Source organism: Pseudomonas sp. 9_2_1, from assembly GCF_059295275.1.
Map to the genome: position 1 here is coordinate 3,392,841 of NZ_CM181239.1, position 11,848 is coordinate 3,404,688.

Here is an 11,848-nt window from a genome sequence, read left to right on the forward strand (position 1 = left end):
TCACCGCCAACCAGCAGTCGTCACCACCCATTAAACCCATGCAGCGAAAAATTTGAACCCAGGCAATCAGGAGGTCAGAAACGAACTTTTAGGCTAGTACAAACAGAAAGGAAGATACAAACAAATATTTAGTAACACCTCCCGACTCGACATATATCTCGCCATAGGCGCAAGGTCTTTTCGCAAGCAAGCGCCGCAACCTAACCTGCAGCTTGTTTATTATTTAACAGCACTTTGTAGGATGTTTCCTACATATATACCCAAACAACAAAGGCGATATCTACATGACTAAAGCCTCGGGCTCCGTTGCGCCCAAAGAGCGCATCAACATCAAGTACGTACCCGCCACCGGTGATAAACAGGCCGAAGTAGAGCTGCCGCACAAGATGTTGGTGCTGGGCGATTTCGGTCTGGATGACACCCGTGCGCTGGAAGACCGATCGGTCATGCGCATCGATAAACACACCTTCAACAATGTGTTGAATGACGCCGACGTCAGCTTGGCCATGTCCGTGCCCTCCACACTCAGCGCGGCACCGGATGCGGAGCTGGCGGTCAACCTGCGGTTCAGATCGATAAACGACTTCGGACCCGACCGCATCGCCAGCCAGGTGCCTGAGCTGAACAAGCTGCTGGAGCTACGCGAAGCCCTGGTCGCCCTCAAGGGCCCGCTGGGTAACGTGCCCACCTTTCGCAAGCAGTTGCAGCATTTGCTGAACGACGAGCAGGCCCGCAAACAACTCGCCCAAGAACTGGACCTGGTGCTTGAGGCGCCACAAGAAGACTGAGACAACGGAGCGTCCCATGCCAAAGTCAACCAGCACCACCCTCGCCGTTGAACTGTCCGGCGAGACATTGAGCAAAGCCACTTTGCTCGACCAGATTATGGCCGAAACCAAATTGGTGCCCGCGCAGGAGGGTTATCAAGTCGCTCGCCAAGGCGTATCGGCCTTCATTGCAGAAATACTCAAGAGCAATGATCCAGATCAACTAATCAACAAGCATCGCGTCGATCAAATGATTGCAGAGCTGGACCGAGTGCTCAGCCGACAGATGGATGCCATCCTGCATCAGCCCGAGTTTCAACAGCTTGAATCGGCGTGGCGCAGCCTCAAACTTCTGGTCGACCGTACGGACTTCCGCGAGAACATCAAGCTTGAAGTTCTGCATGCCAACAAGGAAGACTTGCTAGATGATTTCGAGAACGCGGCCGACATCACGTGCAGCGGTATGTACAAACACGTTTACACCGCGGGTTACGGTCAATTCGGTGGTGAGCCCGTGGCGGCCATGGTGGGGAACTATGACTTCGGCCCCTCATCTCCAGACATCAAGCTTTTGAGCTACATGGCCTCCGTCGGTGCCATGTCCCACGCACCTTTCCTTGCCGCCCCATCCCCCGATTTCTTCAATTTGAGCAGCTTTGAAGAGCTGCCCAATCTGAAGGAAATCAAAGACATTTTCGCCGGGCCACGGCATGCCAAATGGCGTGCGTTCCGTGAAAGTGAAGACGCTCGCCACACTGCACTGACCGGCCCCCGTTTCATGCTTCGCCCGGCCTATCATCCGCAAGAAAATCCCGTGCAGAGCTATCACTACGTCGAGGACATTGCCGGACGACACGAAAACTACCTGTGGGGCAACTCCGCCTTTTTGCTGGCCAGCTGCATTAACGACAGCTTCGCCCGCTACCGCTGGTGCCCTAACATCATCGGCCCGCAGTCCGGTGGCGCCGTCGAAGATCTGCCAGTACACCTCTACGAGGCGCTGGGGCAGTTACAAGCGAAGATCCCAACCGAGGTGCTGATTTCCGATCGCAAGGAATTTGAGCTGGCCGAAGAAGGTTTCATCGCCTTGACCATGCGCAAAGACAGCGACAACGCCGCATTTTTCTCGGCCAACTCGGTGCAGAAACCGAAGAACTTTCCCAAGACCGCGGAAGGGCTGCAGGCTCAGACCAACTACAAGCTCGGCACCCAGCTGCCTTACCTGTTCATCGTCAACCGGCTGGCCCACTACATCAAGGTACTGCAGCGCGAGCAGATTGGTAGCTGGAAGGAGCGCAAGGATCTTGAGTCCGAACTCAACAAATGGATCAGGCAATACGTCGCCGACCAGGAAAATCCGTCAGCCGACGTACGCAGCCGTCGCCCGTTGCGCGCTGCAAAGGTCGAGGTTTCCGATGTGGCCGGCGACCCGGGCTGGTACCAGGTTTCACTCGCCGTGCGCCCCCACTTCAAATACATGGGCGCGAACTTCGAGATCTCACTGGTCGGCCGGCTTGATACCCAATGAGTGGATTTTTCGACCGTTTGCTGGCGGATCAGACTGTAAGCCGCACGCCCTCTCGGCAAGAAACCGCTGCCGAGAAGTTTGCCGGCATCAAGCGCCACCTGGAAACGCTACTCAATGCGCGTCAGGGCTGCTCCCAGAGCAGCCCTGAGCTTGGCCTGCATGACTTCAACGGGCACGACGCAAGCAGTGGCGACCTGCTCAAGCAAGTGAGCGCCGACATACGCCGCACAATTCGGCGTTTCGAGCCTCGTGTGCACGTGCGATCGCTCAAAGCCATGCCCGATTGTCTCGCCCCGCTGGAGCTGCATTTCAGGCTGGACTGCCAGGTGCAGGTCAACAACCACAAGGAGCAGCTGCAACTGGAGCTGCTGGTCAACGGCCATAGCCGCCACACCCGAGTGAGGTGACCGATGTCACTCAAGGATCGATTCAGCGAAGAGTTGCGTTACCTGCATGAGCTGGGAAACGACTTCGCCAAAGACAACCCACAACTTGCCCGGCTGCTGGGCAAGGGTGGCAGCGACCCGGATGTCGAACGCCTGATGGAAGCCTTTGCCTTCCTCACGGCCAAGCTGCGCCTCAAGCTGGAGGATGACTTGCCAGAGCTGACGCACCCCATGCTGCAACTGCTGTGGCCCAATTACCTGCGGCCACTGCCGAGCGCCACCATTATCCAGTTCACACCACTCAAGCAAGCGCTCAGCCAATCGCAACGCATTCCCAAAGGTTCACAGCTGTTCTCTAAACCTGTGGACGGTGTGCCTTGTGAGTTTCGCACCTGCACGGCAGTGGATATCCATCCGTTCGAGATCGAATCGGTAAGCGCTACCCAGACGCTTGACAGTTCGGTGGCAAGCATCGAGCTGCGCACCTTGGTCGAGCGACCCTTGAACACCCTCGGCTGCAACAGTCTGGATTTCCACCTGAGCGGTGATACCGAGACTGCCCGCACGCTGTACCTCTGGATCGCTCAATACCTCAAGCATGTCGCTGTGACGATCAATGGCGAGGTCCGCAGGCTGCCAGCCAGCAGCATCGTCTTCCCAGGCTTCAGCTCAAACGAAGGGCTGCTGCCTTACCCGCAGAACGTCTTCGACGGCTATCGGATCTTGCAGGAATACTTTGTATTTCCAAAGCGCTTTCACTTCTTCAGCATCACCGGACTGCAGAAGATCTGGCCCGATCAAGCAACTCAGCAGGTGGGCATTGAACTTCACTTCACCCGCCAGCTACCGGATTCGTTGCGTATCGGTACGGCGGACTTCAGCCTGTTCTGCGCGCCGGCGGTAAACCTGTTCAGCTACACCGCCGAGCCTATCGACCTCTCCAACCGGCACGCCCCTTCTGACCTTACGCCCAGAGGTAAAGAGCGGCATGCGTATGAAATTTTCAGTGTTGATCGAGTGATCAGCACCCGTACGACAACAGACGGCAGTACCGGCGAACACCTACGTACCTTCCGCCCCTTCGAATCGTTCGCCCATGAGATCGAGCACGCTCAAGGACGCACGGCGCTGTACTACCGCTACACCCTCGAAGAGTCCTTGCGCGGCGATGGCGTCACGCACCGTATCGCTTTCGTGCGCGCCGATGCCAACGCCTACACCGGTGAACTGGAAACGGCGTCTATCGACCTGACCTGCACCAATCGCGATCTACCCCTGGCATTGGGCGTCGACGACATCAATGTGTTTTCCGAAGTCACGCCGCCGCTGACCACCTATACCAACATCTGTAAACCGACACGCCCCTATCGGCCGGTGCTGGATGGCCAGTTGCAGTGGGCGCTCATTTCCAACATGTCGCTCAACTACCTGTCGCTGCTTTCGGCCGAGCCGCTGAAAGCGGTGATTCGTGCCTATGACTTCGTGGCATTGCACGACCTGCAACAGACACGCACCACCCATAAGCGCCTCGAAGGCATCCGCGATGTTCAAACAGAACCTCTGGATTGGCTAATCAAAGGCCAGCCCATTCGCGGGCTACGCACACGGCTGAAGCTGGATCAGGCCGCCTTCCTCTGCGAGGGCGACCTGTACCTGTTCGGCTGCGTGCTCGCGCACTTCTTCGCCCTGTACGCCAGCATCAACTCCTTCCATCAACTGGAAGTGATCAACACTACCAACAACGAGCACTACACATGGCCCATCCAGACCGGCAAACAACCGCTGATCTAGCCGACAAGCTGCTCGCCGACGCACACCAGTACAACTTCTACCAGTTGCTGGAGCGCCTGCACGGCCTGCACGGGGATGACCTGGAACCGCGTTGGCCGGACCGGGCCACTCGCCTGCGCGTGCGGCTGGGCAGCGACCCGCGACTGACCTTTCCGGTTTCCGACGTGTACAAAGCCGAGCGCATGCCCGAAGCCGAAGACCGCTATCGCGTGTGCACCACCTTCATGGGCCTGCACGGCACAGACTCGCCCTTGCCAACCTATTACCTGGAAGAAGTGTCATACGAGCATGCCCACGGGATTGGTGTACGGCCGGCGTTCTTCGACTTCTTCAATCACTACGTGCTGAGCCTGCTGCACCGCATCTGGCGCAAGTACCGCTACTACATTCGTTTCCAGCCGGGTGCCAGCGATGGGTTTTCCCAGTACATCTTCGCCCTGCTCGGGTTGAATGACAAACAGCTGCGCGGTGATACGGCACTACCCTGGAGCCGGCTGCTCAGTTTCGCCGGTGTGATCGCCAGCCGCAGCCGTGCACCAGGCACGGTCGCCGGCATCATCGCCCACTGTTTTGACTTGAAGCAGGTGCACATCCGAGAGTTCGAAAGCCGCTCGGTTCCCACCACTGCCACGCAACAGGTGAGCCTTGGCTGCAGCAACGGTGCACTGGGTAGCTCCTTCATGGTCGGCAGCCGCACGCGAACCCGCAGCAGCAAGTTCACCATCGTGATCAGCGAGCTTGATCAGGAACAGTTGCGTGACCTGTTGCCCAGCGGCATCAACTTCAATCGCTTGCGTGCTCTGATTGATTTCCTGTTGCGTGATGGTCTGGCCTACGACCTGGAGCTGCGCCTGAAGCAGAACGCATTGTCGCCCTTCTGCCTGCATCCTGCCAAGGGCGCCTACCTGGGCTGGACCAGCTTTGTCGATGATCACCACGGCCAGATCAGCCCCGTCGTGCGATTCCGGGGGCGCTCATGAGCACATTGACCTTGAGCATTACGAACCTTGATCAATTGCAGCACAACGTCACTATCCGGCATCAATTCGATTGCACAGGCGGCACCATCGGCAGCGCCGAAGCCACGTGGCGGATCAACGATCGGGAGCAGACCGTTGCGCCGATTCACTGCGAAATTCGCTGGATAGAGGGCAGCTTCTGCGTCATTGACCGCTGTCAGCGTACCTACCTCAACGACAGCCACGACAGCTTGGGTTCGCTCGCCCCCAGGCGACTGCTGGAGGGTGACCGACTGCGCGTTGGCACCTATCGACTACAGGTTCAACTTTCGCAGGCCGATGCACGCTCTCTGGAGGACATGTTCAGTCCTGAACAGCGAACCCTTGATCACTGGCTAGTGGAGGCTCCAGCCAACGCCCGGCAACCCATTTCAGGCGCCACGCAGGTTGTCGCAGACATCTGCTCGGTCTTCGCGCCAAGTATCGGTAACGATCCTTTGGCGGCACTGGACGCTGCAACGGGGCCAACGCAATCGAGCCCGCTGGAACACCTGATTGCAGGAGAACGCCCATGACGCGTCATTCATTCGTGGTCGTTCTACTGACGGCGCTGATCGGACTCTCGGGCTGCACGGCTCTGAGTAAAATCGGCCAAGTGATCAAGGATCCATCGGTGCCCGTCGGGGCGACCAGAGAGCATCCCACCCAAGTCGCGTTCAGCATCAATGCCAGCCCGACGCTCAACGGTAACGCGCACAGCGTCGATGTGTCAGTTGAACAGCCTGGCGTTCTGGAACCCAGTCCCTATGCCGTCAGCTTAAGCGCTGGCGACCCTTACGCCTTGACCGAAAAAGTCGGGACGCTGCTCGAATACCTCCAGGAACAGTTCCCGGGAATGTCACCCGTCGCGGTGCCAGTGGACGAGGACGATCAGCCAAATCGCTCCCCCTTTGAGGAAAGCACGCCCGGCCGCTACGAAGACCCGACCGTGGTGCTGACCTTACCCCACACCGCCACCCTGGCTGGCGAGTCAATCGCCACGCCCATGGCCATCAAGATCCTTCAGCTGCGCGACGACTCGCTGCTGCGCAACAGCGTCTACGAACTGCTGGACAAGGATCCGGCCAAGGCGCTGCGCAGCACCTACATTCGCGATGACGACTACCTGCTACGACCTGGCCAGTTCAAGTTCATCCCCTTTGCGGCCATCGAGCCCGAAACCCGTTTCGTCGCAGTTATCGCCGACTACCGCAACCAGGAGAACGCCACATGGAGCCAGGTGCTGCGTATTCCGCCGCGCGGCCAGCAGATCATCCTGTCGGTGTTGCTCAACGACACGCAGGTCCTGCTCAAGGAAGAAGACTGATGGCAGCCCAGTCCCTCTCATTTACTCACGCTGACACGGAGCGCTCATGAGTTCACGAAACCCCGTCCTGTGGCCTGAAGGCCTGTTCGTCAAACCGCAGCATTTCCAACAGGCGGCCCGGGCCGCTGAAGCGGCCCTGCATCAGCGCCTTGGCAGCCTGAACGCAGCCTTCTATGGCTTCAGCGAACTGCAGGTGAATGATGAGTACCTGAGCCTTGGCAAGATCGCCATCACCCGCGCGCGGGGCATCATGCCGGACGGCACGGTGTTCGATATCCCTGCTGACCTGCCGCCACCCCCACCGCTGGAAATCGAGGACGACGGCGCCAAAGACAGCGAGATTTTCCTGTGCCTGCCGCTGCGTACCGAAGGTGGCCGCGAGGTGAGCTGGCCTGACAATACCGCCAACTTCCGTTACAGCGCGCAGGCAGAGGAAATCAAGGACACGCACAGCGTCGACGGCGACCTGGTGCAGGTTGACCTGGCAGTGCCAAACCTGCAACTCAAACGCAAAGCTGACGATAGCAGCGCTTACACAAGGCTGGCCCTGGCACGCATATTGGAACGCCGCCCCGATGGCAGCCTGCAACTGGACGAAGGGTTCTATCCCACCAGTGTCTCGGTACGCGCCATACCGGCACTGCAACGCTTTCTGGAGGAGATCACAAACACCCTGCGCGAACGTGCGCGCAACCTTGCCGCCCGCATCGGTGCTTCAGGTCAGTCGGGTATCGCCGACATCCGCGACTTCAACTTGCTCCAGGCCATGAACCGCTGGTGGCCGTGCTTCCAGCATCTGGCCAGGCAAGGCCAGACGCACCCCGAGCAGCTTTATCTGTACATGAGTCAAGCCTGTGGTGAGTTCGTCACGTTCACCGACGAGGCCCGTCTGCCGCAGGAATACCCTGCCTATCGCCACACAGCGTTGCGCACTTCGTTCAAACCTTTGGAAGACACGCTGCGCCGCGCGCTGAGCACGGTACTTCAGCCGCGCGCCGTGTCGCTGCCATTGGAAACTTTGAAGTACGGATTGATGCAGACCACGCTGGACGACCGTCGCCTGATCGATCAAGCCGACTTCATCCTGGCAGTGCGCGCCAATCTGCCCCCGCAAACGCTGCGCCAGATGTTTGTGCAGAAGGCCAAAGTCGTTTCGCTGGAAGCGTTGAACGAGGTCGTGCCGCTGCAACTGCCGGGTATTCCACTGGTGCCGCTACCCGTGGCGCCACGGGACCTGCCTTTCCATGCAGGCTTCACCTACTTCGAACTGGACCGCCGCGACCCGAGCTGGGCGGGCATGAAAGGCTCAAATGGCTTCGGTATTCATGTCGCGGGCGAGTTCCCGGGGCTTGAGCTGCAGTTCTGGGCAGTCAGGAGTGAATGACATGACGAACGATCACCGCAATGACGAAGATATCGCTGAGACGATCGTGGCTTCGATGCGACGCGTGAAGAAAGAGGCTGAGGAAGCCAAATCACAGGCAAGTGACGCCCTTCCTGACCTAGATGTTGAAGAAAAACACGCTGAACACCAAGGCTACCCAGCCGACCCAGAACTTCCAGCTACGAGGCGGCTTCGCAAACCTGATGCTGGATGCCGCCGCACCCTTGTTCGGCTTGGTCATACGCCTGCGCACCCTGGATGAATTACCCAACATCAAGGACGTGCACCGGCAGGTACGCAACCAGATCGACAACATCAGGGAAGAAATGCGCCAGCACGGCTACGAGCACACTCAGCTGCTGGCCTACTCCTACGGTCTGTGCCTTTACATCGATGAAGCGGTCATGGAAACACCCTGGGGCCAGACCAGCTGCTGGAGCCAGGAGCCACTGCTGAGCATCTTCCACGACGAAACCTGGGGTGGCGAAAAGATCTTCACCGTGCTCTCGCGCCTGATGCAGGAACCCGAGCGCTACCAGGACGTGCTGGAGTTCATGTATTTCGCGCTGTGCCTGGGCTTGAAGGGCAAGTACGCCATCGCGCCGAAAGGCGAAGAGTCGCTGAACGGCCTCATTCACCAGCTTCACGGGATCATCCGCGAACTGCGCGGCCCCGTGCCGGAATCGTTCGGCGATCCCTACACCAACGTGGCCCCGCGCAATTTTCGCATGAACCGGCAATGGCCCTGGTGGAGCCCGTTGGTGATTTCTGCAGTCGCCATGGCCGTGGCCTACAGCATCTACAGCTACCGCCTGCACCTGATAACAACCGAGGTGCTGGAGTCGCTCAACGGCATCTTGCAGCAATAGCGCGTCGAACAGCGACGCAACCGAATTCAACGAATTGACGAGGTACCTGCCTCGTTGACAAGCCCATCGTTTCCGATGGCCACGCCGCCCGTGGTGGCGTGTTGTATCCACATGGACGCAGGAGAAACTGCCATGCCAACACCCGCTTACATCAAGATCGAAGGCCAGACCCAAGGCAACATCACCGCAGGCGCCTTCACCTCTGACTCGGTCGGCAACGTGTTCGTCGAGGGCCATGAAGACGAGATTCTGGTGCAGGAAATCAAGCACCAGGTGACCACCCCAACCGACCCGCAGAGTGGCCAACCCGCAGGCCAGCGGGTGCACAAACCGTTCATTTTCACTAGCGCCCTGAACAAAGCCACACCGCTGATGTACCAGGCCCTGGCCAGCGGCGAAATGTTGCCGACGGTTGAGGTGAGCTGGTATCGCACCTCAGTGGAGGGCAAGCAGGAACACTTCTTCACCACCAAGCTGGAGGACGCCACCATCGTCGATATCCACACCACCCTGCCGCATGCGCAGGACAAGGAGAACGCTGGCTTCACCCAATTGATCGAAGTGTCCATGTCCTACCGCAAGATCTCCTGGGCCCATGTGGTGGCTGGTACCGAAGGCTCGGACGACTGGCGCAAACCGATCGCCTGACCCCACTGAAATGCCCCAGGCAGCTTCGCGCTGTCTGGGCTTTTCGACTCTTCAGACGGCGGACAAGGATCTTTTATGCCTAGCCAATCTGATTTGCGCTACAGATTCGAGCCACTGGTGGGCGACGTTGAGTTCGAAGTGGTGTCGTTTGAACTCAGGGAAGCGATCAGCGCACCCTTCACCCTGGAGTTGGAGCTGGTCAGCTTCGAGCCCGATATCGACTTCGGCCAAGTGCTGGACAAACCAGTAGTACTCACCATCCTGGATGAAGAAGGGCCGGTGCGTTACGTGAACGGCCTGGTGAGCAGCTTCAGCCAGGGCGAAAGCGGCTTTTACCGCACCTACTATCACGCGCTGGTCGAACCCATTCTGGCCCGCGCCGGCCTGCGTTCGAACTGGCGCATCTTCCAGCAAAAAACCGTGCCGCAGATTCTTGAGTTGATGCTCAAGCGCCAGGGTATCGATCAATACGAGCTTCGCGTGAGCATGGACCACCAGGTGCGCGAGTTCTGCGTGCAAGCGGGCGAGACCGACCTTGACTTTATCGCCCGTCTGGCGGCGGAAGAGGGCTTCGTCTATCGCTTCGAGCACAGTGAAAAACTGCATAAGTTGATCATCACAGATCAGCTGCTGTCCCTTGGGTTGATCAGCCATGGCGCGCTCAAGACTGGCAACGATGACGAAGGCTTCTTTGAGGGCGAAGACGTTATCGATCCCAACACTGTGCTGTATCAATCCAGCAGTGGTGGTGATCAGGCTAGACCCTGCCTGCGGCGACTGCGCTACAGCGAACAGGTCCGAACCTCGCGGCAGGTCCAGCGCGACTACACCTTCACCCATCCGGCGTATCGTCAGGAACACCGTGCTGCCGGCCCTTTCCTGGAACACCAATCCACCGACTACGAACGCTTCGACTATCCCGGTCGCTACAAGCGCGATGCCGTGGGCAAACCGTTCACCGAGAACCGCATCACCGCCCTGCGCCACGATGTGCGCATTGCCGAAGTTCAAGGGGATGACGCACGGCTACAGCCCGGGCTGAGCTTCACGCTGACCGGTCACCCTCGCGATGACCTCAATGCCCACTGGCGAGTGAACAGTGTCGTTCACAAGGGTCGCCAGTTCACCAGCCTGCAGGAAGAGGCTGCCTGCGTCGACCAAAGCACACGCTATGAGCAAACCGCAGTGCTGGTGCCAGGTCGCACCGAATGGCGCCCTGCCCCTTTGCAGAAACCTCGCGTGGACGGCCCGCACATGGCTACCGTGGTCGGCCCGCCCGGCGAGGAGATCTACTGCGACGAGTGGGGCCGGGTCAAGGTCAGCTTCCCCTGGGACCGGGAGAGCAACAACAACGAGTTCAGCTCTTGCTGGGTGCGGGTATCGCAAGGCTGGGCCGGTGGCAGCTGGGGGGCGATGGCCATCCCGCGTATCGGCCAGGACGTGATCATCCAGTACGTCAACGGTGACCCCGACCAGCCGATGATCACTGGGCGCACCTATTGCGGTAACCAGCTGCCGCCCTACGACCTGCCCGACCACAAGACCCGCATGACCATCAAGAGCCAGACCCACAAGGGCGATGGCTTCAACGAGCTGCGTTTCGAGGATGAGCTGGGTCGGCAGGAGGTGTTTATCCATGCGGAGAAGGATCAGAACAACGTCGTCAAGCACAACGAAACTACCTTCGTCGGCAACGACCGCAGCGAGCGGGTGGACCACAACGAAACCATCTCCATCGGCGACCATCGCACCGAAGACGTCGGCAAAAACGAAACCATCAGCATCGGGCTCAATCGCCACGTCAGCATCGGTGCCAACAAGACCGAAACCATCAAGTTGGCGAAGGCGGAAACCATCGGCCTAGCCAAGGCGCTGACCATTGGTGCGGGCTATCAAGTCAGTGTCGGTGCGGCGATGAATACGACAGTTGGCCTGAGCCAAAGCGAGCAGGTAGGCGTACACAAGTCCGTGATCGTCGGCAACCGCTTCAACATCACAGCAGGCGACGAACTCAGCATCACGGTAGGCAAGGCCTCGCTGGTCATGAAGTCCGACGGGACCGTGCTGATCAACGGCAGCAACTTTGACTTCAGTGCCACAGGGCCTGTGCAAATCAACGGCAAGGATGTCGACCTCAACTGAAGGGGTAA

At 58.9% G+C, this 11,848-nt stretch carries 10 protein-coding genes and 1 pseudogene; all 11 read left to right on the plus strand.

Annotated elements, in window-relative coordinates:
- The first annotated feature begins 284 nt into the window (after positions 1-284).
- The 11 genes and pseudogenes from tssB to AC5O5I_RS15280 all read left to right on the plus strand — a co-directional run bounded on the left by tssB (position 285) and on the right by AC5O5I_RS15280 (position 11,840).
- Positions 285-788, plus strand: coding sequence for a type VI secretion system contractile sheath small subunit (gene tssB / locus AC5O5I_RS15230; RefSeq protein WP_172288165.1), 504 nt, complete (start codon positions 285-287; stop codon positions 786-788).
- Between the two features lie 16 nt (positions 789-804).
- Positions 805-2,295 carry a type VI secretion system contractile sheath large subunit gene (gene tssC / locus AC5O5I_RS15235; protein WP_494511070.1) on the plus strand — a complete coding sequence of 497 codons (1,491 nt, stop codon included), beginning with the start codon at positions 805-807 and terminating at the stop codon, positions 2,293-2,295.
- Entirely contained in the window at positions 2,292-2,702 is a 411-nt protein-coding gene (gene tssE, locus AC5O5I_RS15240; RefSeq protein WP_494511071.1) for a type VI secretion system baseplate subunit TssE, read from the plus strand. The genes tssC and tssE overlap by 4 nt, the downstream gene beginning before the upstream one ends.
- A gap of 3 nt (positions 2,703-2,705) precedes the next feature.
- Positions 2,706-4,472 carry a type VI secretion system baseplate subunit TssF gene (gene tssF, locus AC5O5I_RS15245; protein WP_494511072.1) on the plus strand — a complete coding sequence of 589 codons (1,767 nt, stop codon included), beginning with the start codon at positions 2,706-2,708 and terminating at the stop codon, positions 4,470-4,472.
- Positions 4,436-5,452: a type VI secretion system baseplate subunit TssG gene (gene tssG, locus AC5O5I_RS15250; RefSeq protein WP_172219601.1), complete on the plus strand. Its 1,017-nt coding sequence runs from the start codon at positions 4,436-4,438 to the stop codon at positions 5,450-5,452. The genes tssF and tssG overlap by 37 nt, the downstream gene beginning before the upstream one ends.
- Complete coding sequence (locus AC5O5I_RS15255) at positions 5,449-6,006, plus strand: FHA domain-containing protein (RefSeq protein ID WP_494511073.1); 558 nt, start codon at positions 5,449-5,451, stop codon at positions 6,004-6,006. Before tssG ends, AC5O5I_RS15255 begins: the two co-directional genes overlap by 4 nt.
- Positions 6,003-6,797: a type VI secretion system lipoprotein TssJ gene (gene tssJ, locus AC5O5I_RS15260; protein ID WP_494511074.1), complete on the plus strand. Its 795-nt coding sequence runs from the start codon at positions 6,003-6,005 to the stop codon at positions 6,795-6,797. The genes AC5O5I_RS15255 and tssJ overlap by 4 nt, the downstream gene beginning before the upstream one ends.
- A gap of 46 nt (positions 6,798-6,843) precedes the next feature.
- Positions 6,844-8,181 (plus strand): type VI secretion system baseplate subunit TssK, encoded by a 1,338-nt coding sequence (tssK, locus tag AC5O5I_RS15265; protein ID WP_494511075.1) that lies wholly within the window; start codon positions 6,844-6,846, stop codon positions 8,179-8,181.
- 55 nt (positions 8,182-8,236) lie between these two features.
- Positions 8,237-9,050: pseudogene (gene icmH, locus AC5O5I_RS15270) on the plus strand (type IVB secretion system protein IcmH/DotU).
- Positions 9,051-9,182: 132 nt separating this feature from the next.
- Positions 9,183-9,698, plus strand: a complete 516-nt coding sequence (locus AC5O5I_RS15275; protein ID WP_172219617.1) for an Hcp family type VI secretion system effector — start codon at positions 9,183-9,185, stop codon at positions 9,696-9,698.
- A 75-nt stretch (positions 9,699-9,773) separates the two neighbouring features.
- Positions 9,774-11,840: a type VI secretion system Vgr family protein gene (locus AC5O5I_RS15280; RefSeq protein ID WP_494511076.1), complete on the plus strand. Its 2,067-nt coding sequence runs from the start codon at positions 9,774-9,776 to the stop codon at positions 11,838-11,840.
- The last annotated feature ends 8 nt before the right edge of the window (positions 11,841-11,848 follow it).

What these genes read in the sequence shown, in the direction of transcription:
- tssB (WP_172288165.1), top strand. Translation starts at nt 285, where the DNA reads ATGACTAAAGCCTCGGGCTCCGTTGCGCCCAAAGAGCGCATCAACATC.
- tssC (WP_494511070.1), top strand. Translation starts at nt 805, where the DNA reads ATGCCAAAGTCAACCAGCACCACCCTCGCCGTTGAACTGTCCGGCGAG.
- tssE (WP_494511071.1), top strand. Translation starts at nt 2,292, where the DNA reads ATGAGTGGATTTTTCGACCGTTTGCTGGCGGATCAGACTGTAAGCCGC.
- tssF (WP_494511072.1), top strand. Translation starts at nt 2,706, where the DNA reads ATGTCACTCAAGGATCGATTCAGCGAAGAGTTGCGTTACCTGCATGAG.
- tssG (WP_172219601.1), top strand. Translation starts at nt 4,436, where the DNA reads ATGGCCCATCCAGACCGGCAAACAACCGCTGATCTAGCCGACAAGCTG.
- AC5O5I_RS15255 (WP_494511073.1), top strand. Translation starts at nt 5,449, where the DNA reads ATGAGCACATTGACCTTGAGCATTACGAACCTTGATCAATTGCAGCAC.
- tssJ (WP_494511074.1), top strand. Translation starts at nt 6,003, where the DNA reads ATGACGCGTCATTCATTCGTGGTCGTTCTACTGACGGCGCTGATCGGA.
- tssK (WP_494511075.1), top strand. Translation starts at nt 6,844, where the DNA reads ATGAGTTCACGAAACCCCGTCCTGTGGCCTGAAGGCCTGTTCGTCAAA.
- AC5O5I_RS15275 (WP_172219617.1), top strand. Translation starts at nt 9,183, where the DNA reads ATGCCAACACCCGCTTACATCAAGATCGAAGGCCAGACCCAAGGCAAC.
- AC5O5I_RS15280 (WP_494511076.1), top strand. Translation starts at nt 9,774, where the DNA reads ATGCCTAGCCAATCTGATTTGCGCTACAGATTCGAGCCACTGGTGGGC.